The sequence below is a fragment of the Desulfoscipio sp. XC116 genome (assembly GCF_039851975.1).
GTDB lineage: Bacteria > Bacillota > Desulfotomaculia > Desulfotomaculales > Desulfallaceae > Sporotomaculum.
Genome location: NZ_CP156660.1, coordinates 3419276 through 3445916, shown reverse-complemented (window position 1 = coordinate 3445916; position 26641 = coordinate 3419276). Strand labels below are relative to the sequence as shown.

The window sequence follows — 26641 nt, the reverse complement described above, 5'->3', positions numbered from 1 at the left end:
TGACAGCCAGTGGAAAAAGAATAATGATTTTAAACATATTGAGGAAAAAAATAAGCATGCAGCAGGTAAACGTACATGAATGATCAGTTGAATTTTATGTGCTTTTGCCGATTATGTGCGATTATGCTTTGGGAAGGCCAATGGCCTTCCTTTTTTTGGGGGCACTTCGGCTGCTGATTAAGTGTTTCACGGTTGCAGACCGGTTTGCAGTTTAAGGCAAAATATGATAGGTTGCCCAGAATATTATAAGTAACTGTTGAATATTAGAGGAAAATACAAGTTTTTGTCTAATGCTTAAACAATATTTTTATTGGAATGGAGTGATAGAAATGTCTGAAGACAAATGGGCAGAAAATGTAACTATGGCTAAAACAGTAAAGATGCTCCTTGGCAAGGAAGCGGCGGTGGCTTTAAGTGATCGCGAAAAATACTATTTTTATGAGCCCGGGACTAATCTTGATCATAAGGCGAAAGCCGGTGATCCAATTAAAACCGGTACAATAACTCATCAGGTGTTACAAAACGGCAGCAGGATTTCTGCAAAAGTACCGGTGGAAGAATCGAAATATGAAGTGGGCTATGTGGCGATGGTGGCGCCAATAGTCATGCCAAGTGGTGAAGTAATAGGAACTTTAGGTGTTTTTCAACCGACGGCCGTTCAGGATACTTTAAAAGACGATTCAGATAAGCTGGAAAGTTCTCTTGAAGTGATGAGTCAAACAATTTCAAATCTATCGGCCGGTTCTCAACAGTTGGCGGCTACCGTAAACAATTTATCCATGGAAGCAGACTCCGTTAAAGAGAACGTGAACAAAACAGACATGGTATTGAATTTAATTAAAGATATTGCCAGTCAAACTCACCTGCTGGGGTTAAATGCCGCCATTGAAGCTGCCAGGGCCGGTGAGCAGGGCAGAGGTTTTAATGTCGTGGCGGAAGAAATACGCAAGCTTGCCGGTAGAACTGCCGGATCTGTAAAGGAAATTGCTGAAACCCTTTCGTTAATTACTAGCTTGGTTAATGAACAAAGTGAGCAGTTGTATCAAATCGCAGCCGTATCCGAAGAACAATCCGCTTCCGTTGAGGAGATTTCTGCGTCGGTAAATGAAATATTAGATATGTCAAAAGCACTTGGCGAATTGGCTGAAAAAATATACAACTAAAGGGCGCATATCTTAGCAATGGCCAATCGATTTCACGCTCGCCAACAAAAATGAACGCATAGCCCTGATAAAACACTGCCTCAGGTTAACATCTTCAGATAGCCGTTTTCTCAGGGCGAATGTGATTTCCAACTGAACCCCTTTGTTCCTGCGGCTGCGGTTGCAGATATTAGTCTGTCTTTGGCCTCTATATTGGGCTGTGCTTGCTTTAATGGTAAAACCGGCTTTTATTAGCGTTGTTTTTATTCCATTACCCAATTCTTCATCCAAACCGCCCACCATGATGAATTCCTCAGTCCCATTACGAAGCCCATGTATGGTTACGATAATATCGGCTTGGGCGGCGGCCGCTAAAGCCAACGGTTCGTCAAAGTGATGGCTGGTGATATGCAAGTCCCGGTTATTATCTGTTCTAATACCTTCAAATATATAAAGGGCGAAATCATCTTCCGCAATCCACTCGGAAATACCAGCTGTATAAGGCTCGATTGCCCCGCCATGCGGCGCCATAATAAGGATAGGATATTTGCCGCTTCTGGTCTTAATCCGGTAATCCCTATTTGCTGCTTCATGTGCTTGTAGTTCATAAAAGTTTCCATAACGGTCCGGCATAGTATCACCTATTTTTTATCGAATTCCAGGACTGCCGCTTCTATAAGCGGGAGTTTCTATCTTTACTTTCGGTAGGTGGAATCCCCATCTGAAGTTCCGATGTTCGGCTTTATCTGAACGAGTTTACTGACTAATTATACCACGTAACATTGTCCGTATTTGCCAATTCATAATAGCGGTTCGATAACAAGCCGTTCCGGCTGCTGTTTATCAAATTTCAAGACTGCCGCTTCTATAAGCGGGGGTTTCTATTCTTACTTTTGGTGGGATGGAATCTCCATCTGAAGCTCCGATGTCTAGCTTTAGCTGAACGAGTTCACTGGAACAATATATAGGTTAAAAACGTCAGATTATTGAGCAGATTAGTTAAAAGGAGCAAAGTTTATTAAGGGAGGAATGATATTTACGCATGCCCATTTAGTTTGATAAATTTAATTAAGGGAGGTTTAAAAAATGAAGTGCAAATACTTATTAATTTTATTGCTGTCGACCGTATGTCTGCTTTTCTTTGGCGGCACTTGCTTCGCCAGTGCCGAAACTGAGCTAACCAACGTTATTTCAGTAAGCGGAAATGGGATTGTCAAGTTGGCCCCCAATGTGGCTGATATAAATTTTGCTGTAATTACCGAGGCAGATGAGGCGGGAATAGCCCAAGCCAAAAACACTGAGCTGGTAAATAAGGCAATAAATTCCTTGAAGAACAGTGGCATTTCTCTTAATGACATTAATACGTCCGGATATAATCTTAATCCACAATATATTCATGAGGAAGGTAAATCCGCTAAAATCAGTGGTTATGAGGTACGTAACGAGATAACGGTTACGGTGCGGGATATCTCCATGATAGGTAAAGTTATGGATCTGGCGGTGAAGAACGGGATTAATCAGGTCCAAAATATTGAATTTTATGTTGAGGGCAGCGAGGAGCAAAAAGCTAAAGCTCTAACCCAAGCAATAGAAGACGCCCGGGCAAAAGCAGAGATTATTGCCGCAGCATTAGGGAAAAAAATTGTGGGTATTAAGTCTGCCAATGGTAACTGGTATAATGATCCGGTACCTATTCTCTTTAAGGAAAGTATGGCTGATGGGGCCAGGGCGGGTGGTGCCTTGCCAACTCCAATTAACCCGGGGTTAGCGGAAATTAGGGCCAGTGCGGAGATAGTTTATTTAATTAATTAATGGCACCCAATGCTTGCAAAAACGGGGACCATAAAAATGGTCCTTTTCTTTTTTGCGCTCAGACAACTGGGACCAACATTTTTGTGGTTAAAACAAAAATCTAATGGAAATGTCGGGGAAAAACATCGTTGATCAATTCTTTTCGTACACTACTTTACCCTTCTGAATTATTTCATCATATAGAAAATCACCTTTTTTGGCTGCATTATACTGATTTTCTGAATATGGTCGCGGTGAAATATCCAGATCAATACCCCGGTTAAACCTTCTTAGAAGTATTGCTTCGTTAAAGCTGTCAACCCCGAAATCCGGAGATATGACGGCTAGGTCGATATCGCTATCTTTATCAGCCTTTCCGTTGGCATACGAGCCATAAAGAATAGCTTTTTTAACGCGGATATTATTTGCACTAAGTTTTTCCAGGTATTTCTTTATACTTATCTCAATTGGTCTTTTAGCCATTCAAAAACATCCCCCGTCTTTTTCAATATATTTTCAGTGAAAGCCTTAGTGCATTTTCGAATAGAGCGTCTCTATCTTCTGTATACCTTGATTCTATATAATACTGCGATAGAGTATCCAGTAGGTCTCCATCCAGATGTTCCAATTCATCTAATACTCCCGCGCCTGAGAAGTCTCATCCGCTGCGACAAACCTATCCCAGAAGTCCTTTTGAGTCGTACCCACAGGCATACCGCTACCTTTTGCATCTAAGAACGAACATATTATTTCCTGCTATAATTTTTAGTATTTGCCGCAATAAGTTTAGGGCCTTAACGGAATATTCCGTTGGGGCTTTTAAATTTTTAATGCTTGGAATCTCTATATGGTCAGGCTTATGACTTTTTTGGAATTCTAATTGTTATATTATTGAGAAAACGTTAGTGGCTCCAAGGAATTTAATAACCGGCGCTTTTGCGGATGTTGGAGGTTCTATGATTACTGAAAAAGTGCATTGCTTATCGAAAGTCCGATTCTTTGCCGATCTTAACAACCAGGAATTAAGTCAACTGGCGGATGATTTTAAGTGGCGAGAGTATCAAAAAGATACTGTGATCATAAAGCAAGGCCAAACGGAACACAATTATTATGTTTTAATTGCAGGTAAGGCTGAAGCGTTGGTTTCAAAGCAGGGGATTAATTCTTGGAAGGTTAGTTTTTTTGGCCCCGGTGATGCTTTTGGTGAAATCTCGCTCTTTACCGGAAAACCTGCGCCGACGACGGTGCGGTGTTTGGAAAACTGCCGTGTTTTGGTGTTAAATCATCAGAATTTTACGAGAATGCTCGTAAGGTGGCCTAAGCTTTATCAAAAATATCTTGAACATCTATACCATAATTTACATAACGCCAATAGTGAAATATGGGATGCCAAATATAAAGATTCCGTACGTTCGACCTTTCAGCTAACTCATTATAAGGATAAATTTTACGGGGTTTGGGGAAGTGCCCGAACGACCAGGGAAGTTGAAGGTAAAATTGCTGAGTTGGCCAATACGAAGGAAAACTTATTTTTAATCGGCGAACGAGGTACAGGCCGGCAAGTGCTGGCCTGGTATTTACATAAGCGTCGGTTCGGGGAATCGGCAGCCTTTTTAGTTATTGACGGGCGTTATTTTGATCAGCAGTGGAGCGATATGATGTATGAAGCTGGTGAAGATGATCTGGCTGCGCTCTTTAATCTTTTTGGAATGGTTGAAAATGGAACATTATTGTTCAAGGAAATTAATAGAATTTCCCCCAGAGTCCAGTTTAAATTGGCTGAGTGTCTAAAGAAGTTTAACTGTCTTGTGATAGCCAGTCTACAAGGGAACCCGGAGCAATTGTCCCCCGGAATTATACCGGAGCTAAGGGAGCGTTTTAACCAAACTTATACAATTAAACCTTTACGTGAACGAAAAAAAGATATTCCAATTATAGCTCAGGGTATTTTAGATAAATTGGCCCGTAACCATCATAAAACAAGCCCTGTTCTCACTAAAGAAGCAAGTAAACTGCTTCTTTCCCATCATTATCGACTGGGAAATGTAACCGAGCTAATTCGAGTTATGAAAAGGGCGTTTTTCCTGGCCGAAAATAATTTAATCGGGGTGGAACACATCTTTTTTGGTCCGACTGCGGAGAGAATCGGAAGAACGGTTAATCTTCTTCTGTGGCCTAAAATAGAAAATATATTTAAAAGAGGATTATTTATCTCCTGGATCAGGCGTTTTTCTGCAGCTGTATTTTTATCTATAATTCTATTGTTAATATTGGCTCCCCAAATAGCTATGACTAACTCTATTTTTATTTTAGTTTGGGGTTTATGGTGGCCTGTTCTGGCAATAATCTCAATTTCTTTTGGAAGGCTATGGTGTACTATCTGTCCCTTTGCGTTTATCATGGAGTTAGTTCAAAAAAAACTGCACCTGAATAAACCTGTTCCGGATTGGCTGCAAAAGTACGATTATTTGTTTATTACTTTTTTATTTCTATTTATCTTCTGGATAGAAGTTATTTTTGGATTGCGTACCAGTCCTAAAAATACTGTAATGCTTTTATCGGCTTTCCAGCTGGCCGCAATAATTGTAGGTATTATTTTTACCCGTCATACATGGTGTCGCTACCTTTGCCCCCTGGGGGGATTTGTGGGTATAGCTTCTATCGGTTCCATACTTGAAATAAGAGCGGACCCCACGATTTGTCTTAATAAATGTACGACTAATGAGTGCTATGTCGGTAATGGAAGCGTTCCCGGGTGCCCAATGTTTCAACATTTACCGTACCTCGATAATAATCTTGCTTGTAAGTTTTGTTTCAATTGCGTGCGCAATTGTCCCAATGGCTCGGTGCAATTAAATCTTCGGATTCCGGGCCGGGAAGTATGGCACCTGGTTAGGGTTAACCAAGGTTTTGCTCTTTTTATCGGGGTAATTTTAGCAATTTTAGTCCCGCTGAATTATTTGGGGCCGCTACAATCGACATGGCCGGATTCCGTGTGGCGCTTATGGTTTAGTATTGCTTACTGGGGAATTGCAGTTGGTGCCGGTTTGATAACGTGGCTTATTGCCAAGCCTTTTAAAACTAAAGCGACATCTACACGGATTAAGCTGGTTTTTGCTTTTATTCCTTTAGTTACAGCCGGGCATATAATTTATCATCTTCATTTTATACCCGGTGTGAATTCAATTTTTATAGGGCTAGGTTTTAATACTCCCGCGGGGATTGATCAAGCGTTTTATGTTTCTGCTTTTGAAATAGGAGCAGCCGTCATGTTCTCGATCGGCTTGCTAATGACAATTATTACATTTGTAATGGTAATTCTGCATGCAGAAGGAAAATTGCCTGAAAAATCAAATACTGTTAAACATGGTTTTGGAGCTAATATTGGGGAATTCCTACATAAATTAAAAGGCTTTATCTGGGATATCTTAATATTGAAGGAGAATTAGGAGCAGAATTGCAACCCTTTCGTAACATAGGAGATATCAAAGATTGTGCTCCAATTCATTCTGTTGCGTTAATGTGAAGGGTGAAACAATCATGCACATCGAATATAGGGTTACAAAAGATAACAATAACCAAAAAGTTTCACAAATACTAAAGAACCATCTGAAATTTTCCCGTGGTGAAATACGAAGGGTTAAACGCTGTGCCGGACTTACGGTGAACGGTCAAACGGTTCGTCTAAATACGCTGGCAAAAGAAGGCGATTTAATTCGGGTGCACTTTCAGGATGATTTTGAACAACCGGTAATACCCCAGGACATACCATTAGATATTCTCTTTGAGGATGAGCATATCCTGGCAGTGAACAAGCCATTCAACATGCTGGTGCATCCGCTTTCCTATCATACCCTGAATACCTTGGCTAACGGTGTTATTCACCATTGGCAGCTGCAAGGGCATAATAGTAAATTCAGAGCGGTCAGCCGGTTGGATAAAGACACTTCCGGCGTTATCTTAATTGCCAAAAGCAGTTACATCTGCCATCAACTTTCCCAACAAATGCAAAACGGCAGATGCCGAAAGGAATACTTAGCAGTGGTGCATAACCAGATAGTAATGGATTCGGGAATAATTGATTTGCCTATCGGCCGGCCCTATGAGGACTCTCTTATCTTTGGTATAACACCTCGGGGCAAAGAAGCGATTACTCATTTTACCGTATTGCAGCGTTTCGCCGGCGGCAGTTTGATAAGATTGCGGTTAGAAACAGGTCGTACCCACCAGATCAGAGTACATATGAGCCATCTAGGCCATCCCTTAATGGGAGATGACTTATACGGGGGCAGTTTAAATATGATCCGGCGTCAGGCTTTACATAGTTGGCGTTTGGAGTTTAGCCATCCTGTTACAAGAGAGAACATGCAATTGGTGGCCCCCTTGCCGGCTGATTTAACATCTTTAATAAACGAGTCAATTCACAGCATTAATCAATAAGGAGATAAACAAAAGGGTAAGCTAGCCTGCCGGTTAGATCAGCAAACTTAAATACTGCATCCAGTCCCCGGTTGACCGGTTAATTATCAGTTAAATCTCTGGGATTCGTTAGCTTTCTTGTCAGCAGTGGGATACCGAACGTGCCTAGCAGTACCATAAAAATGGCAGTTAACATACTGTCAGCCTCCTTTAATGAGCAATATGCTCGTTTTATTGGGCGGCGAATTGCCAACGGTTGTTTATATTAAGTTTTAAAAATAGTAAGCTTAGCAAGGAATTTTCTCTTTTAATTTAATTAGACGCTTATAAGAAAGATTTGTTCCATGTAATTTATTGCCATACGGTTCCGGCGTGTCGTATGTATATGGGCACCTGTTGGATTGTCGCGGAATTTCGTTTTTTTGTTTATGAAGCGGCATCGAGTTGATTAGTAATCTGAGTGACCGCGTCTCGAAAGGCGCGGTTTATTTTATTGCTCAATTTAAATGTCGAAAGTATTGCATGGAAGGGCATGGAAGAAAACCAGGGCAAAAATTCCTCGATAAAAAAAATTTTCCTATAAGGCAGGAATATGTCGAATGATATTAAATATATGTATTATTATAATTTTTACAATTTAGAACAGGGGCGTGTTTAAGTGGGCTAACAATTTTATGTAAGTATTGAGCAGTGAGATTAAACTGCTTGGTTTTGTATTGTGTTTTTTAAATTTAAAATGGAGGTCGTGCGAAGAATGAAATGGTATCGAAATTCTATGGCTGCAAAATTATTAATTCCATGCGCTATTTTAGTTGTAATATGCTTTGCAGTTATGATAACCGGAAATGCAATTTGGATGGCACGTTTGGGATGGGACGCGACAGAAACAAGTAGTACTGAATCCGTCAAACGTACTTCGGCAGAGATCGAGTCTTACCTGAATAAATATGCTGGGCTTGCTATATCGTTGGCAAATACAGATGATATTATTGATTTTGCGGAAATTATCAATGAGCGCAGCGTGAATGCCTACAAGGGAAAGCCGGAATATGAGAATTTTCTCTCTACAGTTCGCGCAGTAGCTGCCCAAGATGAACGCATATTTAAGGTATATTATTGTTCTGAGGTCAGTCAAAACGCTTATACAATGGATGAGTGGGACTCCCCTGAGGATTACTGGCTTGATGCTCAAGAATTTTATGTCGAAGGCAAGAACGCAAATGAATTGTATTTTTCAAAGCCCCATGAAGATGTAAGCAATGAAGATGGACACATTGTTGTCTCTGTTACATACCCTGTACAAAAGGACGGTACCTTTCTGGGGTTGATTGGGATAGATTTATCCGTGGGAACTATTCGGAATATAGTTGCTTCAGTTAAGTCACACGATAATGAATATGCTTTTTTATTGGACCAGGCAGGAAACTTTGTAGCACATCCGGACGAAACTTTAATAATGAAAGCTAACGGCACCGAACTAAGTGGGAAAAGCGGAGAAGTATGCCGTCAAATGGTAGCCGGAAAAAGTGGGTGGGAATTATCGGAATACAATGGGGAAATGCAGTATAGCTTCTATAATCCCGTTAAATTGGCAGGTTGGTCATTATGTGTTATTGTTCCTGAAGCAGCTTTAACAACACCGATTTCTCACCATGTAACCCTAAGCGTGCTTCTTGGTGTCATTTCAGTAGTTGTTTTGCTATCGTTCCTTTGGTTTATTGTGCGCCGTTCATTTAAACCTCTTGTTTCTCTTAATAAAATAATAGAAGAAGTAGCCGGTGGGAACTTAGCCGTTATGATAAAGTCAAAAAGCTCCGATGAAATAGGCCGCTTAACGGAAAACTTTAACGAGATGGTTACCAAGCTTAAAGATCTCATTAATAATGTGGCGGGAATCTCGGAACAGGTAGCATCAAACAGCCAGGAACTGGCTTCTACCAGCGAAGAGGTAAGCGCTATAATTGAAGAGGTGGCCGGTACCACTAATGAAGTCGCAGCCAAATCATCCCATGGTGCGGAAAACGCAGAAGAGGCCGCCAATGAATCACAGCAGGTGCAAAACGCTGCTCAGGAGGGCAATCAGGCGGTACAAGAGACAGTGGCTAAAATAGACTCTATTGCCTCTTCTTCAAAAAATATAGCTATTGCTATACAAAAACTTGGAGATCAATCAAACCAAATTGGAGAAATTATTAATGCTATCACCAATATTGCAGATCAAACCAATCTCTTGGCTTTAAATGCCGCCATTGAAGCTGCACGTGCGGGGGAACATGGCCGTGGTTTTGCAGTTGTGGCGGAGGAGGTTCGTAAATTAGCCGAACAATCAGCCGGTGCCGCCAACAAGATTACTGATTTAATCAAGGAGATCCAAACCGGGGTGGGAGAGGCTGTAAATGCGATAGAACATGGAGTTAGGGAAGTTGATGAGGGTGTGCAGGTCGCTAATAATGCAGGCGTTTCACTGAAACAAATTATTGCATCCGTTGAAAAAAATACAAAAATAATTCAAGATGTTGCTAGTGGCGCTAAGCAAGCCAAGGAAAACACACAGCAGCTTACCATGTCTAATGAACAAATTGCTGCTTCTATACAGCAGGTAACCGGTGCGGCTCAAGTATTAGCCAATATTGCTGAAGAGCTGCAAAGAGCGGTAGCAAGATTTAACGTAAATGAAGAACAAGATCACCTTGATTCAGAGTCGGATAATTATCCTGATTCAGAATCAGATACTTATAAAGAAAATAAATTATAAACAATGGGTTATCGTTATCGCGGGCTAAAAGTGAATTTGCAAATGCACACAGAAAGGACTTCCATCGCAAAAGATGGAAGTCCTTTTTAAGCTACAGGTAGATTTAAAATGAATTGACAATGTCTGAAATGCCTTTTGATTTTATTTGTTTTAAAGGACTAACAACGGAAAACATTGTTACCAATAAAGTGAGTATTAATATCAAGATAATTTCCATTAAAGGAAATACCCAGGGCACATGAAGGCTCGAAAGATAATTTAAAACCAATACCTTTTGCAGTATAACTCCGAGAGTGCATCCTATAAGGCATCCGGTCAGGCTATATGTCGCTGCTTCAATCAGAATCATTTTATTTAATTGCGTGCCCGACATGCCAACGGCACGCATAACCCCTAAATACTTGGTTTTTGACGCAATGCTTGTGTTCATTGTGTTGATGATGTTTAAAAAGCTGATTAAAGCTATTACCACAACAAAACCGTAAACAAACACAGCCATTGTTAAATAAATCTGGTTAATCTCGGCATTTTTTTGGCGCATATCGAGGAAAGACATGGTATCATCCGTTTGACTTTTTATCGCATCAACGGCCTGCTCATCATTTTTATTATTAAGTTGAATATCTACTGCTTTATATGTAGATTTGCCGGTTAGATTGCTAAATAACGCTTCTGTTGTAATAAATGCGGCTAATGTCGGTTCTGTAGTGCTAAAGGGTACGGAACGCAAGATTCCTATAATTGTTAACTCTTTCGTTCCATTGGGGGTTGTAATGTAAACCTTATCTCCTAATTGCCAATTAACGGTTTCCATTGAAATATTTTTTCTTATGTTTTGGGCAACTGCTATAATCCCATTTTTTTCATTTATTTCAGCCTCTGAAAGCTTTCCGGCAATCAAATCAGCTCTAGCCCAATTTAATTGGCTTTTATCATAGGAAATGAGCCAGGACTTTTCAGGAGGCACAAATAAACCATTGTCTTTTACCGTAATTCCTTTTACATTATCTTTATATGTGTCAGTCAATCTGGTGGCATCAAAGGTGGCGTCAACATAGCCGGTCATTCTTCCATAAACCCGTTTAACGCCGTTTATACCCGATAATTTTTTATATAGTTCGTTATCCAGGCCCTGCTCCGATACCAGAGAAATATCAGGTGTGTATGGCTTGATAGTTTTAAGAGAAGCATACATAAAATTGATAAATACGTTAAAGCCCAGGAACATGATGATGCTAATCGCAATGGAGCTGGACATCAAAAAAAGCGTTTTCTTCTTCATCACAGCATTGTTTATACCCATAGCAATTTCAGCATGAAGAATTTTTGTTAGAAAACTCTGTTTCTTTCTTTTGGAGAATATTATATCATCGTTGCCCGTTACAGCATTTACGGGAGAAACCTGTGCCGCCTTTCGGGCCGGCAATAATGAAGCCATAAACACGGTCAAAAAACCGATGACTATCCCGGCACCCATACCTGTTATACTTATGCTGAACAAGGGAATTTCCCCGAAAAGGGTATTATTAAAATACTTAAGTATAGCGGAACAAGCAAAAGTCATCAGTATGCCTGCACTGATTCCCAATGGGATTGCCTGCAGGGTTATAATAAGCCCTTCTCTTTTAACCAGCTTTTTTATCTGTGACTGCGACGCGCCGACGCACCTTAGGAGCCCGAACTGCCGCACCCTTTCCATTACCGAAATATTGAAGGTGTTATATATCATCACTACGCCCGCAATAAGGACTATAAAAAACAAAATTGCGCCTATGGTATACAACCCTACTGCAGCCTTGTGTTTACTTTGTCCTATTACTGCCAACAAATGATTATTTAGTTCCACTCTATCATCGGTAATGTTAAGTGTCCTTTTAATGTCGTTGACCGCCTGGTTGATGTTTACTCTTTCCTTAAATTCAACAAGATATAAATTCATTTTCCCGGACGCTATCTCATCGGCGCCGGACATAGATAAGAATACTCCCGGTATACCCGCCGCCTTCATGTTACCCAAATCGTTATAGATTCCACTTACTATGAATTCTCCTTGGTTATTGTCAGCAAAAGAGATCTTAACTTTATCACCAATATTTACATTTAAATATAATTTTTCAGTTGCCCATTGTTCGATCATTATTTCGTTTTCTGCGGTTGGATATTTCCCCCGGGTTATTTTAATATTCATATTTTTGGCAAAAGCTTTATCCAGCGCCCCAAGTCTGCAAGAGATCTTGTTTATGCTTCCATCTCCAAGGTTTTTCCACCTTCCCGAATTTTGAACGTCAATCCGGTTTCTAATGGTGGACGTCTCCTTTTCGGACGCATCTATAATGGCAAGATGATAATTTCCATAATCATGAATCACCTGCAGCTTTTCAAACTGCAAAAAAATATCCAGCATAGAGAATATTCCGGTGATAAGAGCAACCGAAAGTGCCACACTAACTATGGTCAATCTTGTCTTTTTTTGATGTGCCGACAGGTATTGGGGAGCAAGTGCCAGGTAATTTTTCATCTTTGCCCACCTCCAAGCTCGGTAACTACTCCATCCTTAACTTGAAAGACTCTGTCTGCAAAGGATGCATAGTTTTCATTGTGCGTAATCATAATCAGGGTCTGCTTATACCTGTCCACGGAAAACTTCATCAGGTTAATTACATCTCTGCTGTTTTTACTGTCCAGGTTTCCTGTCGGTTCATCGGCCAAAATGATCGCGGGTTTGGTTGCAAGGGCACGTCCAATAGCCACGCGCTGCTGCTGTCCTCCTGAAAGTTGACTGGGCAGGTGGTGTCTCCTTTCGGTTAATCCCAGGGTAAATAGCAATTCGTCAATATATTGCTGATCCGGTTTTTTATGATCCAACAGTAATGGCAGGATTATGTTTTCCTCAACATTCAATTCAGGAACAAGATTGTATGCTTGAAAGACGAATCCTATGTTACGTCTGCGAAAAACCGCCAGAGCCTCTTCCTGCATCGTAAAGATATCTCGGCCGTCTATAAAGACCTTGCCCGATGTTGGTATGTCCAATGCTCCAAGCAGATTTAGGAGCGTACTTTTCCCTGAGCCCGACGGTCCAACAATGGAAACAAATTCACCCTTGGAAACAGAAAAGGACACCTCCTTTAAAGCTTCCACCTTTGTTTCGCCTTTGCCGTAAGTTTTTGATAGAGTTTCAGTTTTTAGGATTTCCAAGCTTACCACCCCGGTTATTATTTTATTCGTTCATTTAGAACAAACATAGAATAACCTGTCAACCTTACTCTGATATGAATTAAACCTTACAATTCTGTAAGTTCGGCAAATGTACAGTGAATTTTGTTCCCTTTTTAAACGTACTTTCTACGGATATAAACCCGCCATGCATTTCAATAATCGTTTTCGCTAAACTAAGCCCTATGCCGGTGCCTTGCTTGTTTTGCGAAAACTTACTTTTATAAAATCTTTTAAAAATATGATTGATATCATCAGGGTGAATGCCTTCCCCATTATCTTCGAAAGCTATTTTTATTATCAGCGGAGTTTCTTCAATCCGGGTCCTGATGTGGTTTCCGGCTTCCGTATGTTCCACAGCGTTTTTAAATAAATTACTTACAGCTTCCAACATCCATTCCCTGTCGCAGAGATATGACACCTTACCGGTCGATTTTACGGTAAAAGTTTTTTGTTCTTTGGACAGTCTCGTATCAAAACTTTCCGCCACCTGTTTTATAATATCGTTAACATTATAGGTACTTTTATTAAGCTCTATGATTCCTGCATCTAATTTAGCCATCTTTAAAAGGTTGGCTATCAGGGTTTGCATACGTCCAAGTTCCTTTTCGCTTTTATTTAAAAATCTTACTATCACTTCATTGTCCGTATTTTCATTTCTCATGATATCAGTATACATAGTAAGGGCAGACAGGGGGGTTTTTAGCTGATGAGACACATTAGTTAAAATATCCTTTAAAAAACCCCTGTTTTGTTTCTCTTTTTCGATATGGGTATAGAGTGATGCAGTCAATGTATTAATTGATGTCGCCAATTTAGACAAGCTTCCTTCTCCATTATCAGCAAGTCTGGTGGAAATTTCCCCATTCATTATTTTGCTGACGTCATAGTTATATTGATCTATTTTTTGGTAATGGGCTTTTAAAAATATATAAACAATAAGCAATATTACAAGAAGAAACACAGTGGAAAATATCAAGTTGTTTGCCTTGATTGTTTTGTGAAACTTATCCATTCGGGGTATTAAATGCAATTCGATACTATTTTTGTATCCGGATTGTTCCAGCAGAGCCTTGCCTGTTTCAATGTGGTTGGGTAACTTATCTGCCGTGAATGCCTCTTGAATTTCCAAAGCCAGTTCCGGGTGTTTTTGCTTCAAATATCCTGCAACCTCATAGTCATGCACGATTATCTCATTTTTAAAATGGACGGCATGTATGTAGGCAATGATCTGAGAGAGTATAATGCCGAGAAAAAATACCAGCGCCAGTAATATTAAAAAGTTTTTTACTTCTTTATTAACTAATAAATTCATTTAAGACCTCACAGATTGTTCCATTTATATCCCATGCCCCTTATGGTAACTAAAAAGGAGGGATGCTTTGGATTAGCCTCTATTCTTTCTCGCAGTCTGCTGATATAAACAGCTAGAGTGTTATCGTCGATAAAGCTTTCACGGCAGTCCCATAACTTTTGCATTATTTGCTTCTTTGATAATATAATCCTTGGATTTTGCATAAACAAACATAACAATCTGTATTCGACACTTGTAAGTTCTACTTCCAGGCCGTTTTTTATTACTCTTCCTTCCAGGAGCCTTACTATAATTCCATTGGAAATTAACTCCGTTGACAGCTGCTTCCGGGGGTCTGACCTCCTTAATGCAGCATTTATTCTTGACATAAATTCATTTAACCTAAACGGCTTTGTTATATAATCGTCTCCCCCTATATCCAGACCCATGACAATATTTACTTCCTCATCGGAAGCTGTTAGAAAAATTATAGGTATATTTGATGTTTGCCTGACTGTTTTACATATATCAAAACCGCTGCCATCGGGAAGCATTAAATCTAATACAATTAAATTGTAATTATTTTGATTTAAAATTTTTTTGGCTTCCTTTACAGTTCTCGCAATCGTGATATCAAAGTCGTGCCTGGAAAGTGAGAATTTCAAGCCTTCAATTAAGCTTAAATCATCTTCAACTAATAATATTTTTCTCATTTTAGCCTCCATGTTATCACCACTCTACAATTATATAACAACTCCGGTTTTATTTTTTTAACATGTTTGCGGGTTACCGGGGTTTAAGCTTTTAATTCTGGCATATAGAGTAAGCAAAGCCTGATAAATACTATAATTATGGGAATGTTGGGTACCGCGGAAGAAGGATTTGATAAAATACTTGACCTCTATATGTCAAGCGATATTAGTCCGAAAAACGCAATCCTGCATTTTTGAAGGACTATCTGTGGAACTTGATAAAATTTTTATAATGTGATTTAACGCTAAATTGGTTATTTTTTACTTGATAATGTAAGTGAAGTGTTGTTAAATATTATTAATTGTGAAATTTGTTTCATTCTAGATATTTATGCCGCTGCCATAATTAGAAGTTAAAATATAGTATAGATTATCAAGGTCTGTCTGTGCCCCACGAAGTGAATTAAATCACAAAATGTGGTGATAACAAGACTTTAAATGGTGAAAAAGGATGGGAATTAGTTTTTAAGAAAGGAGGGGCTTAAGGTGAAAAACTGTAGTTTTTAAGAATGGGTGAACAGATGTCTCGGGCTAAGCTTGCCGGATAAAACCTAAAATTAATACGAAGGGGGTGAACGGGCGTTAAAAGCCCTTGCCCATGAACATTAGAACTAGGTTGGCTGTAATTATAACTTTAATTGTAATTATCTCTGTAACTTCAATAGGCTATCTTTCATATAACAAGTCGCGGGCTATGCTGGTGGACTTTACGCGGGACAAGCTTTTGACAGACGCTAAAATATATTCGGACATGATCGATAAATATATATATGAACGCAGTCAGGATATCAATATTTTGGCTCTAAACCCGATCATTAGCGGTCCTGATGTTTCTGCGGAAGAAAAATCGGCCATGTTGCGCGAGTTTAAACAATATTACAATTGTTACGCTTCTATTTCGCTTACCGATGTCAGCGGGCTGCAGATAGCGGACAGCGACGGCAATGTGGGAACAATGAAGCACGATACCGAATGGTTTACCCCGGCCATTAAAGGTAACATGTATATATCCGATGTGCGCATGTCCCTGGACCTGGGCAAACCAATTCTTAATTTTGCCGGTCCGGTTAAGGACAGGAATGGCAATATAATCGGGGTTTTAACCACCCGGTTGACATTGGAGGATACTATTTGGGTTATAGCGGATGGTTTCGGCAGATTACAAAAAGAAGCCGGGAATAATGGCTATGCTTACGTGATTAATGATCAGGGTGTAATTATGGCTCATCCCGATTTAAATATGGTGCTCAACAATAATATTTTAAACGAGGGTATTGACGCACTGAAGTCTGCCGGAGAAAAAATGGTTAAGGGGGAAACCGGGTTTACTCGATATGTTTACGAAGGAGATGACAAGTATGTAGCTTATGTGCCCTTGGATGGCTGGGAGGACTATCAGGGCATGGGATGGTCAATCGCTCTTACTTCACCGGTTAAAGATTTTTTGGAACCGGTTTATGCATTACGGGGTTACTGTATAACCATAGGTGTAATTGCGGTGCTTTTGGGACTGGTAATAGCACTGGTTTTTGCCCGGAGGATTTCCAAACCGATCAGTTTAATAGTTGGCAATGTAAATTACATGGCTAACGGTGACTTAAGTCGTGATATCAATGTGTGTGGTAATGATGAAATCGGTCAACTGGCCGGTGCATTTAATAAGATGATGATTAGTCTCAGGGAAATCGTGGGCAAATTACAGAATAACTCAGTAAAACTCTCATCCCAAAGCCAGCAGCTGGCTGCATCGGGACAAGAGGTGGGTGCTACTGTTGAAGAGTTGGCCGGTACAACTACCGAAGTAGCCGCTATAACCGCCCAGGTTACTGAAAACGCCCGTTTAGCAGACGAACAGTCCGAAAATACGCGCCAAATAGCTGCCGCAGGCAGTAAAGCTGTTGAGCGGGCGCTGGAAAAGATCAACACGATCGCCGACAATACAAAGGTTATTGCACGGGCAGTGGAAGAACTGGGCTATCAATCGGAGCGGATCGGTCAAATTATTAACACCATTACGGGCATTGCCGACCAAACTAACTTGTTGGCTTTGAACGCCGCTATCGAAGCAGCCAGGGCGGGGGAACATGGCCGGGGGTTTGCGGTAGTGGCCGAGGAGGTGCGTAATTTAGCTGAAAAGTCAGGCCGGGCAGCCAATGAAATAACCGCATTAATTAGGCAAATGCAAACAAAAGTCAACGACTCGATTATTTCCATGCATCAGGGCACGGCTGTGGTTGGCGAGGGGGTCGAACTGGCCGGCAAAGCAGGTACTGCCTTAAGTGATATTATTGAGGCTATTCGCAAGATTTCCGAAATGGTTCAGGACATGGCTCAGGGCAGCAACCAGGTTAATGATGGTACACAGCAACTGGCGGCTGCTCAGGAAGAGGTTGCTTCCACAATGCAGCAGATAATCAACACGGCTCAGGAGTTGTCCACAATAGCTATGGAATTACAAAGGGCCGCGGAACAATTTAAAGTGGAAGATTAAGAATTGGGATTAGCGAGGGCTAATTGTCTGTTTAACTATCGAGCTTAATTAATAAGAAAACACTACCGCTGCGGCAGTAGTGTTTTTGCTGTCTTTTATCCAACATCTGGACCATCAGTAGCTTTATGTGAGGGGCGTTCATTTTGCGCCGGTGAAAGTAGATTATGTGGATTTCATTGGAGCATGATGATTTGGGATAACCTCCACGCAATTGGTGGTTAATACATTGCGTTTAGTCATAAGCTTTACTGAAGCCTGTATTGCGGGGCCGGGTGCAGCCAGCCTTTAATCTTGCCGAATTTAATTAAGTCATCTATGCAATCAATTTCGCTGTATAGCAATGTCTTAAAAATATTCCGTATTCGTTCATTGGTGAAACACTGTTTATAAGCCTGGGCATGCAGTGAGGCAGTTCCTTGAATACCGGTTAAGATCATTCTATACATATGGTCGTCATCCAATATTGTTGTATCCGATGGAGTTACGTATACACTGGAGGGGCGTTTGGGCACCGGAATGCCAAAATGTTCAAGTTCTTTCTCAAGCAGGTTGATTTGCTTTTTTAACAATACCTGCATGCCGGTTTTTAACAAGGCTTTAAAATCCACGTCATGAGCAAAGGCGTGATATATATCCGTTTGGTGCATATTGTCGTACCGGTAGGTGGTATGGTTCCAAAGATGATAGGCTTCACCGGTATCGAGCTTATCATTTACTTCTTTGGGCACCAGTTTATATAAAGGCGGCACCCCCAGCCAACCTTTAAGTTTAAGGTATTTGACATATAAATCAATAAACTCTACCATATTTTTTAATTGTTTTATGAACATATTGCGCATCTGGTCATTGGTGGTGGATGTTCTGGCAGCCCTTAGCATTAACTCAATCATTTCCTGTAAAAAAAAGTAATAATCCTGGGCAATTGTTTCATCGTCCAATACTTCGCTATTAGCAGATGTTTTAATTACGCTTTTGTACTTATCCGGCCCTTTGATGCCGGATAACTGAAGATTTCTCTCTATTTGTTCGATGGATTTTAATAATTCGCGTTCTGCCGTCTCCAACATACCCAATAAGTCACGGTCATGGATATAATTTTTCCAAAGTTTGAGTTTATCGGCTTGCATATACTTGGAATTCAATACGTCCCACAGGTTATATGCTTCCGAAGTATCGATAATTAATGGTTTGGAGTTGCGGTTTAAGAAGGGTAAGGATATTAACATATTTACCACCAGCCATATTTTTAAAGATAGTATGGCTGTTTTTAAAACAAAAAATGCTTTTTTTTTTGTTTGGTCGGCGGCTGTATCTTTGATCTCCAAGCTTTACTGACTTTCGGCGACAATGTTCGGCTTTTGTTTTCTTCGGCTTTTTTCCACTAATGGGGGCCATTTAAACAAACGGCCCAATTGGGCATAAATCCACTTGGACTCTTTAGTTAACAGCGGTCCTAATACAGCTAGAATAAGTACATATAAGGCGGCAAAGGATTGTAAGATGGGCGATAAAGCCCCGGCCTCGGCAAGGCCGGCCAGAATAATGGAGAACTCTCCTCTGGAGGTGATTGTTAACCCGATATTTACAGAGGCCCTATGTGAATATCCGGATATGCGCCCGGAGATCATACCGGAAACAAAATTGCCGATAATCGTAAGGAGTACGGCTATTACGGCGGGCCATACGGCGCCGGGTAATGCCAGGGGGTCGATGCTTAAACCAAAACTAAAGAAAAAGAGAGCGCCGAAGAAATCCCTGAAAGGCACAACCAGATGCTCTATACGTTCAACATGTTCAGTCTCGGCCAGGACCAGCCCCACCAGTAGTGCTCCTATGGCTTCGGCAACGTGGATTGATTCAGAAAATCCGGCTACCATAATTAATGCGGCAAATAAACATAGCATAAACACTTCATCCGAGGGAATATCCAGAAGACGATTTAACAGGGACTTTAATTTACGGCCTAAAAGCAATATTCCGATCATAAACCCTAAAGCCACCGATGCGGACTTTAAAACCATTTCCGGCGATGTTGACCCGGTTAAAACGAGCCCGGACACTATAGACAGATATATGGCCACAAATACATCCTGAAACATCATGAGTCCCAAAATCATTTCTGTTTCCGGTCTGACAGCCCGTTTTAGTTCAACTAGAACTTTAGCTACTATAGCACTGGATGATATTGTCATTATGCCCGCGGTCACTAATATTTCCTTAATGGGCCAACCTAATAGAAAAGGGAACAGAACTCCTATTGTAAAGTTAATGGCCATATATATTAAACCGGTCTTTAAAATTGCACTGCTTGCTTTTAGCAGCCGACCAACTGAGAATTCCAGGCCGAGGTAAAACATGAGATAAAGAACACCGAGCCGGCCCATGAAGTCTATTAATGGCGTACTATTAATAAAACTTAAATCTATTATCCAGAATTGTGGTATGTGTGGCCCCACGGCCAATCCGGCCAGTATCAACAATGGGACTATGGAAAACCGCAGGCGGGAAGCTAAAAGCCCGGCGGCGGCAATAATGCCGATTGCTATGCCGATTTCAAATAAGATGTCATGCTCCATTTATTTACATGCTCCCATCGTTTATCAGTCGCTTACACGCTTTGACTTGTCCCCTTTCACCGAGAACCACCAGAGTAGCCCCTTTATTGATAACCTGTTCGGGGCCGGGGTTGATCACTTTTCCCTGATCTTTCATGATTACAGCAATTATGGCCGCCCCGGTTTTCTTGCGGATATGTAGTTCACCTATTGTTTTCCCAATACTTTTAGCTTCCGGCTCAACTTTGAACCATTCAATGGTCATTTCATCAAAAGCAACATCCACTGATTCAAGGGCTTTGGGCATATAAACCATTCCCCCGAGTATAGCACCCACCCGACGGGCCTCGGAATCGTCAAGCGTAACCATGGATATGCTTTCTTCGGGGTCGTTATAGTCAAAATGGTGCATTTCACGTTTCCCGTCATCATGTACTATGATGATAATTTTGTCCCCGCTGCGTGTATCAATTTGAAATTTTCTTCCTATACCCGGCAGGTCCGATTCCCGAATAGTGCCCATAAACACCGCTCCTTTAGAAAGAGATTGCGTTCGCCATATTGCTGACACAACATATTTATTATTGTTATTTTAACATAGTTTTTTTACCATGGTCTAATGTCGGTTAAATATTCGTTTAATATCCGGTCCGATGCTTTATTTGCTGAATGGAAAAATAAACGTCTATCTATCGCAGATAAATAAATGCTATGATTATTCCATCGCAAGCTTCAGAGTCAATAAAAAAACTAAAGAGAGAGCACATAATGGCTCTCTCTTTACAACCTGAGGTGAATTTTAAGCTTTGTTCAGGATGGCGGCAAGATCCTGGTCCGGTGTGGTGATGGGTTTGATATCAAAGTTTTTGACCAGCACATCCAGCACGTTTGGAGTTATAAAGGCCGGCAGACTCGGGCCCAAGCGAATGCCCTTGATGCCCAGGTGCAGGAGGGTGAGCAGTATGGCCACCGCTTTTTGCTCGTACCAGGAGATTATCATGGACAAGGGCAGATCGTTTACACCGCATTTAAACGCATTGGCTAAAGCTACGGCAATCTGGATGGCCGAGTAGGCGTCGTTGCACTGACCGATATCCAACAGCCGGGGGATGCCTCCGATATCACCCAGTTTTTTATCAAAGAACTTGAACTTGCCGCAGGCCAGGGTCAGTACGATACTGTCCTGGGGCGTTTTTTCAACAAACTCGGCGTAATAACTGCGGCTTGGTCTTGCCCCGTCGCATCCCCCTACCAGGAAGAAGTGTTTGATGGCGCCGGACTTGACTGCATCTATCACCTTATCTGCCACACCCAGAACGGCGTTGCGGCCGAATCCCACCATAACCGATCCTTTATCTTCATCCGACTCAAAGCCGGGCAGGGCCAGTGCTTTTTCTATAACGGGTCCGAAGTCACCGTTTTTAACGTGCTTGGCGCCGGGCCAGCCTACATTGCCGGTGGTGAAGATGTTTTCCGCGTAAACCTTTTGAGGTTCTTGAATGCAATTGGTGGTCATTAAAATGGAGCCGGGGAACTGAGCAAACTCTTTTTTCTGGTTTTGCCAGGCTGTCCCGAAGTGACCATAGAAATGTTTGTATTTTTTCAGTTCCGGGTAACCGTGGGTGGGCAGCATCTCACCGTGGGTGTAGATATAGATGCCTTTGCCCTCGGTTTGTTTTAATAGTTCCTCAAGGTCTTTCAGGTCATGACCGGAGATGAGAATACACTTGCCCTTTTTGTGGCCGAGAGGAACTTCGGTGGGAACGGGGTGGCCGTAAGTTCCGGTATTGCCCGCATCTAAAATTTCCATCACCCGAAGGTTTATTTCACCGCATTTTAATGCTATGCCTACCCAGTCGTTCAGGGTTAGTTCTTTTTGGGTCAGGGCTGCCATTGCTTCATGGACAAAGGCATATACCTTATCGTCCTCTTGACCGAGAATAGCTGCGTGGTCTGCGTAAGCGCCGACACCTTTTAGTCCATATACAGTTATTTGCTGTAAAGATTGGATATCGGGGTCAGCTTCATGGTTGGTTACCAGACCCACTTCTTCTCCCTGCTTAACCAGCCCTGCCAGATCCGGGGCGGGTTTAAAACCGGCCGAGGGGTCGGAAAAGTTAATGCTGCCGCCTGCTGCGGCCACTTTTTCTTTAAGTTGAACGGTTAGTTCAACACAGCGGTTGATATAGGCCTGAAACCGGGTGGGGTCGAAGTTGACATTGGTAAGGGTGGAAAACATAGCTTCGACGGTAAATCTGTTGACTTCCGGGTCTGCTACTCCAACCCGGCGCCCTTCATGAGCGTACAGGGACAAACCTTTGACTGCATGCAGCAGCAGGTCCTGAAGGGCTGCCACATCGGGCTTTTTGCCGCACACCCCGGATACTGAACAACCCATACCTTTTGCCGTTTGTTCACATTGATTACAAAACATTTTTATACCTCCTCTGATTATTGGTAAATTTGGCCTTAATACTTTACCCGCCGGAAATTAAAATTTCCGTTGAAGGTGCGTTGCTTTTTGTTTGTGCTTTCTGGTTTGCGGCGGGTCTCGGTATTTGCTGTTGATAAAAAGATACCATTTATAAAATTAGCGGAAAATGATATGCAGCATTGGTTGGGTGTGATTTTGCTCACAGTGTGATGCTTGGAGGACTAACATTAGTTAAATCTGTTGGTTTTGCCCATAGGGTAAAATTTTCACCGGAGACAGGAGCGGTTTGGGGGTGCTTAATTTAGCGGCGGTTGCTTATGTGGCGCTGCCGGGTTATTATACCAAGCAAAGGGGTAGGAAAAATCGGGTTATAAGCGTAGGTAGCCCCGGGGTTGGATATGGTTGTAGAGTATTCATGTTATAAATCATAAAACTTACTGTTTCTTCACTAAAGGGAGAAGTCTGCTATGGGAGAGATGCTGCTTGGCTAAAATTTTACTGGTGGACGACGAGCGGTTACTGGTTAAAGGATTGAAGCGCAGTCTGGAAAATGAGGGCTATGAAGTGGGGGTGGCTTATGATGGCGCCGAGGCCTTGTCTTTGGTGCGCGGCGGTCCGGTGGATTTGGTAGTGTTGGATATTATGCTGCCGCGGGTGGATGGGCTGGAAGTATGCCGCCGCATTCGGCAGTTCAGTAATTTACCCATTATAATGTTAACCGCCCGGGGAGATGACGTGGATAAAATCGTTGGGTTGGAACTGGGGGCGGATGATTATTTGGCCAAGCCCTTCAATACCCGGGAATTAATTGCCCGGATCAGGGCTATACTGCGCCGGGTGCGGTTTGGCCGGTCCGAGGCTGCCGTTGGCTATCATGCGGACGGTTTAAGTGAGTCCGAACGGGCCGCTGATGAGACTAAATCAGGCAGTGGGTTGGCCGGTAATGCGGGAAGGTTGGACGATGGCGCGGGAACCGAAGACGGTTCCCGCGTACCGGATAGCTTGGCGCATAGTGACGTGGGGATGTTTCCGGACGCTGCTTTACCGGGAAAGATGATTAAAGCGGGCGGTTTGGAGATAGATGTGCTGCGGCAGCGTGTGGGCCGGGCGGGTCGGGCGGTGGAACTGACCGTCCGGGAATTTGATCTATTGCTGATCCTGGCTCGGCATCCCGGGCGGATTTTTACCCGGGAAGTGCTGCTGGAACAGGTTTGGGGACCGCGATATTTCGGAGAACCACGGGTGGTGGATGTCTACATCCGACGACTGCGGCAGAAAATAGAACCGGATACTGCCAATCCACGCTGGATTATGACTCGCTGGGGCGCCGGGTACTACTTTGCGGGAGAGAATTAATGAAAACACCGGTGAAAACTTGGATTAATATGTGGATGAATGTTCTAGCAAAAACCTCCATACGCTGGAAAATGGCCGGTACTTATTTTGTGCTGATCGTATTAATACTTGGCTCCGCCAATCTTTTCCTGCTGCGGGTACTGGAGCAGAGTTATCTTGGGGAAAAGGCAACTATCCACCTGGCCAATGCCAATATTATCGCCACCACCGGCCAGGATACGCTGCTGCGCCCGGATCGCAACGCTTATTATTTGGCCCATGATTTTGGCGCCCGGATGGGGGTTCGGGTGTTGGTATTGGATCAGCGGGGCAGTGTAATAGTCGATTCTTATGGGGAGGAATGGGTGCTGAACCGTACCTTGCGCCACGGTGAGGTGCAAACTGCGCTGGCCGGTTCGGGGCAAACAGGCGTGCATCGTCTGGGCAGCGGTGAAAGGGTGTTGTACGCAGCGGTACCGATGCTCCGGAACAAATCCGTGGCCGGGGTGGTTATGCTGGTGGCTGGCTTGGATGACGTTTACGCGGTGCTGGGTGATATTCAAGGGCGGATGGTTCTGGTTTCCCTGGTAAGCGGACTGGTGGCCGTGCTTTTGAGTCTGTGGCTGGCCGGACTATTAACAAGGCCGGTAAAGGAGCTGACCGGGGCGGTGCGGCAGGTGGCCGCGGGGCGCCTGGCCCAGCGTATCCCGGCTCGCAGCGGTGACGAGCTGGGACAGCTGGCCGTTGCTTTTAACGACATGAGCGGTCGGTTGGCTGAAGTTGACCGCTCGCGACGCAGGTTTTTAGCTGATGCCTCCCATGAATTAAAATCGCCTTTAAGCTCGGTAAAGGCATTGGCTCAGTCCCTTTTGGACACCAACGAACAAGACATTGCTGTCTACCGGGAATATTTGGCGGATATTAACACCGAAATGGACCGCCTGGCTCGGATTGTAAATCACATGCTGCAGCTGACCAGGCTGGAGGAAGGGGATTCACCGCTGCCTTTGGAAGACAGGAGCATCGGCGATTTGGTTGATCATGTGATAACATTGCTGTTTCCCCGGGCAAAAGAGTGCGGCGTTAGTTTGCAAACAAATATTGCTTCGGGATTATGTTGGCCGTTAAACCCGGATTTGACTACCGGCATAATACTTAACCTTGTGGATAACGCCGTCAGACATACTCCCGAAGGCGGCAGGGTGACAGTGGAGGCATGGGCGGAAAAGGAGAACCTAACCGTGCGGGTGGCGGATACCGGCGAGGGTATTCCCGCCGAAGATTTGCCCCGCATTTTCGATCGTTTTTACAGGGTGGATAAAGCCCGTTCTCGCGCCACAGGCGGTACCGGGCTGGGGCTGGCTATTGTCCGCCGGGCCATGCGCCGGCACGGGGGCACTGTAAAAGTGGCTAGCCGGTACGGGGCGGGGACCGTCTTTGAGCTGATGTTTCCTTATCAGCAGCATGTGCAGCAATGAAATCTGTTGTTTGTAGAATAAGTTAAACCGGGTTAAAGTGCCGGCTTTTTACTTTTTATAATGTAACAATTTTGTAATGAATTTGTAATAGATTTTTACACCGGTGAAATATTTCATGGTTATACTAACCTTAATGGTGATCATTGCATTTAAGTTTTGGATAGCTTTTGGATAGCTTAATGATACTTATAATTTATCCTTACAATGGAAATCAGGGGAACGACGTTAATTTTATTTGAAAGGGGCTATATTTATGCGAAAAGAAGGGAAAGCATTTAAGCTGAAGTTTATAACAGTGACGGCAGCGGTGTTGCTTCTATTGACTTTAACGCTGGCGGGGTGCGGTAAAGACAGCGACACCTCGTCACGACATGATGCTTTAAATCAAAATGGCGATATAAGCGCCAAGCCGGCCCAAACACAACAAAAGGTTACCCTTTATTTCAGTGATGATCAGGCTATGCGCCTTGTGCCGGAAGAAAGGACGGTAACCAAGGGGGATGAAGCGCTGGAGGCGGTAATCATTGGGGAATTGATAAACGGGCCCCAAAAAGATAACTTGGAGCAAACTATTCCTACGGGAACCAAGCTGCTTTCCGTATCGGTGGTAGACGGGGTAGCCTATGTCAATTTTTCCAAGGAATTTCAAACCAAGCATTGGGGCGGTTCGTCCGGCGAAACCATGACCCTTTATTCGGTGGTAAATTCGCTGGCTAAGCTGCCGGGCATTGAAAAGGTGCAGTTTTTGTTGGAAGGCGATAAAGAGGAAAGCATTTTAAACGGCAATATGGATACCACTGTGCCGCTGGCACCGGATTATAGCTTGGGCGATGAGTAATTGTTGAACAATTAATGTTCAGTTAAAACTGGGCATTTTTTTATTGTATAAAAAATCATATAAAAGGGATGCTATTAACGATTATTGGGTATGATAAGATTTTTTTAAAATTTTCATGGAGGTGACGGTCTTGGCAAAAGA

Annotated in this window: 19 protein-coding genes; 9 read left to right on the top strand and 10 right to left on the bottom strand. The window is 42.6% G+C overall.

What is annotated here, in order from left to right; all coding sequences use genetic code 11:
- Window positions 1-329 precede the first annotated feature (329 nt).
- A complete protein-coding gene (locus ABDB91_RS16340) occupies window positions 330-1163 on the top strand; it encodes a methyl-accepting chemotaxis protein (protein WP_347488745.1) in 834 nt (277 codons plus the stop codon).
- Window positions 1164-1175: 12 nt separating this feature from the next.
- Here ABDB91_RS16340 and ABDB91_RS16335 read toward each other — a convergent pair whose 3' ends face one another.
- On the bottom strand, window positions 1176-1775 hold the full coding sequence (locus ABDB91_RS16335; RefSeq protein WP_347488744.1) for a poly-gamma-glutamate hydrolase family protein: 600 nt from the start codon (window positions 1773-1775) through the stop codon (window positions 1176-1178).
- A 453-nt stretch (window positions 1776-2228) separates the two neighbouring features.
- Here ABDB91_RS16335 and ABDB91_RS16330 point away from each other — a divergent pair, with 453 nt between their 5' ends.
- A complete protein-coding gene (locus ABDB91_RS16330) occupies window positions 2229-2954 on the top strand; it encodes an SIMPL domain-containing protein (protein WP_347488743.1) in 726 nt (241 codons plus the stop codon).
- 132 nt (window positions 2955-3086) lie between these two features.
- Here the strand turns inward: ABDB91_RS16330 and ABDB91_RS16325 are convergent, their stop codons facing one another.
- A complete protein-coding gene (locus ABDB91_RS16325) occupies window positions 3087-3416 on the bottom strand; it encodes a nucleotidyltransferase domain-containing protein (protein ID WP_347488742.1) in 330 nt (109 codons plus the stop codon).
- Between the two features lie 473 nt (window positions 3417-3889).
- Here ABDB91_RS16325 and ABDB91_RS16320 point away from each other — a divergent pair, with 473 nt between their 5' ends.
- The 3 genes from ABDB91_RS16320 to ABDB91_RS16310 all read left to right on the top strand — a co-directional run bounded on the left by ABDB91_RS16320 (window position 3890) and on the right by ABDB91_RS16310 (window position 10107).
- Entirely contained in the window at window positions 3890-6382 is a 2493-nt protein-coding gene (locus ABDB91_RS16320) for a cyclic nucleotide-binding domain-containing protein (protein WP_347488741.1), read from the top strand.
- A 91-nt stretch (window positions 6383-6473) separates the two neighbouring features.
- Window positions 6474-7373: an RluA family pseudouridine synthase gene (locus ABDB91_RS16315; RefSeq protein ID WP_347488740.1), complete on the top strand. Its 900-nt coding sequence runs from the start codon at window positions 6474-6476 to the stop codon at window positions 7371-7373.
- Window positions 7374-8106: 733 nt separating this feature from the next.
- On the top strand, window positions 8107-10107 hold the full coding sequence (locus ABDB91_RS16310) for a methyl-accepting chemotaxis protein (protein WP_347488739.1): 2001 nt from the start codon (window positions 8107-8109) through the stop codon (window positions 10105-10107).
- 103 nt (window positions 10108-10210) lie between these two features.
- On the opposite strand, the gene ABDB91_RS16305 is transcribed toward ABDB91_RS16310, so the two are convergent.
- The 4 genes from ABDB91_RS16305 to ABDB91_RS16290 form a co-directional block, all read right to left on the bottom strand.
- On the bottom strand, window positions 10211-12625 hold the full coding sequence (locus ABDB91_RS16305; RefSeq protein ID WP_347488738.1) for an FtsX-like permease family protein: 2415 nt from the start codon (window positions 12623-12625) through the stop codon (window positions 10211-10213).
- Window positions 12622-13305, bottom strand: a complete 684-nt coding sequence (locus ABDB91_RS16300; protein WP_347488737.1) for an ABC transporter ATP-binding protein — start codon at window positions 13303-13305, stop codon at window positions 12622-12624. The genes ABDB91_RS16305 and ABDB91_RS16300 overlap by 4 nt, the downstream gene beginning before the upstream one ends.
- Before the next feature lie 79 nt (window positions 13306-13384).
- Window positions 13385-14638: a HAMP domain-containing sensor histidine kinase gene (locus ABDB91_RS16295; RefSeq protein ID WP_347488736.1), complete on the bottom strand. Its 1254-nt coding sequence runs from the start codon at window positions 14636-14638 to the stop codon at window positions 13385-13387.
- Between the two features lie 8 nt (window positions 14639-14646).
- Window positions 14647-15330 carry a response regulator transcription factor gene (locus tag ABDB91_RS16290; RefSeq protein ID WP_347488735.1) on the bottom strand — a complete coding sequence of 228 codons (684 nt, stop codon included), beginning with the start codon at window positions 15328-15330 and terminating at the stop codon, window positions 14647-14649.
- A gap of 637 nt (window positions 15331-15967) precedes the next feature.
- On the opposite strand from ABDB91_RS16290, the gene ABDB91_RS16285 reads away from it, so the two are divergent.
- On the top strand, window positions 15968-17860 hold the full coding sequence (locus ABDB91_RS16285; RefSeq protein WP_347488734.1) for a methyl-accepting chemotaxis protein: 1893 nt from the start codon (window positions 15968-15970) through the stop codon (window positions 17858-17860).
- 245 nt (window positions 17861-18105) lie between these two features.
- Here ABDB91_RS16285 and ABDB91_RS16280 read toward each other — a convergent pair whose 3' ends face one another.
- From ABDB91_RS16280 to hcp, 4 genes are all read right to left on the bottom strand, one after another.
- Window positions 18106-19185, bottom strand: a complete 1080-nt coding sequence (locus ABDB91_RS16280; protein WP_347488733.1) for a DUF3231 family protein — start codon at window positions 19183-19185, stop codon at window positions 18106-18108.
- A gap of 3 nt (window positions 19186-19188) precedes the next feature.
- Window positions 19189-20436, bottom strand: coding sequence for a cation:proton antiporter (locus ABDB91_RS16275; RefSeq protein ID WP_347488732.1), 1248 nt, complete (start codon window positions 20434-20436; stop codon window positions 19189-19191).
- Window positions 20437-20440: 4 nt separating this feature from the next.
- Window positions 20441-20938, bottom strand: coding sequence for a cation:proton antiporter regulatory subunit (locus ABDB91_RS16270; RefSeq protein ID WP_347488731.1), 498 nt, complete (start codon window positions 20936-20938; stop codon window positions 20441-20443).
- Window positions 20939-21214: 276 nt separating this feature from the next.
- The gene (gene hcp / locus ABDB91_RS16265) at window positions 21215-22849 is read right to left on the bottom strand and encodes a hydroxylamine reductase (protein ID WP_347488730.1); all 1635 of its coding nucleotides are present in this window, start codon (window positions 22847-22849) and stop codon (window positions 21215-21217) included.
- A 483-nt stretch (window positions 22850-23332) separates the two neighbouring features.
- Between hcp and ABDB91_RS16260 the strand changes: the two genes are divergently transcribed.
- From ABDB91_RS16260 to ABDB91_RS16250, 3 genes are all read left to right on the top strand, one after another.
- Entirely contained in the window at window positions 23333-24205 is an 873-nt protein-coding gene (locus tag ABDB91_RS16260) for a response regulator transcription factor (protein ID WP_347488729.1), read from the top strand.
- Window positions 24205-25662 carry an ATP-binding protein gene (locus tag ABDB91_RS16255; RefSeq protein WP_347488728.1) on the top strand — a complete coding sequence of 486 codons (1458 nt, stop codon included), beginning with the start codon at window positions 24205-24207 and terminating at the stop codon, window positions 25660-25662. Before ABDB91_RS16260 ends, ABDB91_RS16255 begins: the two co-directional genes overlap by 1 nt.
- 253 nt (window positions 25663-25915) lie before the next feature.
- Window positions 25916-26500: a GerMN domain-containing protein gene (locus ABDB91_RS16250; protein ID WP_347488727.1), complete on the top strand. Its 585-nt coding sequence runs from the start codon at window positions 25916-25918 to the stop codon at window positions 26498-26500.
- Window positions 26501-26641 lie beyond the last annotated feature (141 nt).

Bases quoted from the DNA above. Each gene is read 5' to 3' on its own strand.
- ABDB91_RS16340 (WP_347488745.1), top strand. From the start codon at position 330: ATGTCTGAAGACAAATGGGCAGAAAATGTAACTATGGCTAAAACAGTA.
- ABDB91_RS16335 (WP_347488744.1), bottom strand. From the start codon at position 1,775: ATGCCGGACCGTTATGGAAACTTTTATGAACTACAAGCACATGAAGCA.
- ABDB91_RS16330 (WP_347488743.1), top strand. From the start codon at position 2,229: ATGAAGTGCAAATACTTATTAATTTTATTGCTGTCGACCGTATGTCTG.
- ABDB91_RS16325 (WP_347488742.1), bottom strand. From the start codon at position 3,416: ATGGCTAAAAGACCAATTGAGATAAGTATAAAGAAATACCTGGAAAAA.
- ABDB91_RS16320 (WP_347488741.1), top strand. From the start codon at position 3,890: ATGATTACTGAAAAAGTGCATTGCTTATCGAAAGTCCGATTCTTTGCC.
- ABDB91_RS16315 (WP_347488740.1), top strand. From the start codon at position 6,474: ATGCACATCGAATATAGGGTTACAAAAGATAACAATAACCAAAAAGTT.
- ABDB91_RS16310 (WP_347488739.1), top strand. From the start codon at position 8,107: ATGAAATGGTATCGAAATTCTATGGCTGCAAAATTATTAATTCCATGC.
- ABDB91_RS16305 (WP_347488738.1), bottom strand. From the start codon at position 12,625: ATGAAAAATTACCTGGCACTTGCTCCCCAATACCTGTCGGCACATCAA.
- ABDB91_RS16295 (WP_347488736.1), bottom strand. From the start codon at position 14,638: ATGAATTTATTAGTTAATAAAGAAGTAAAAAACTTTTTAATATTACTG.
- ABDB91_RS16290 (WP_347488735.1), bottom strand. From the start codon at position 15,330: ATGAGAAAAATATTATTAGTTGAAGATGATTTAAGCTTAATTGAAGGC.
- ABDB91_RS16285 (WP_347488734.1), top strand. From the start codon at position 15,968: ATGAACATTAGAACTAGGTTGGCTGTAATTATAACTTTAATTGTAATT.
- ABDB91_RS16275 (WP_347488732.1), bottom strand. From the start codon at position 20,436: ATGGAGCATGACATCTTATTTGAAATCGGCATAGCAATCGGCATTATT.
- ABDB91_RS16270 (WP_347488731.1), bottom strand. From the start codon at position 20,938: ATGGGCACTATTCGGGAATCGGACCTGCCGGGTATAGGAAGAAAATTT.
- hcp (WP_347488730.1), bottom strand. From the start codon at position 22,849: ATGTTTTGTAATCAATGTGAACAAACGGCAAAAGGTATGGGTTGTTCA.
- ABDB91_RS16255 (WP_347488728.1), top strand. From the start codon at position 24,205: ATGAAAACACCGGTGAAAACTTGGATTAATATGTGGATGAATGTTCTA.
- ABDB91_RS16250 (WP_347488727.1), top strand. From the start codon at position 25,916: ATGCGAAAAGAAGGGAAAGCATTTAAGCTGAAGTTTATAACAGTGACG.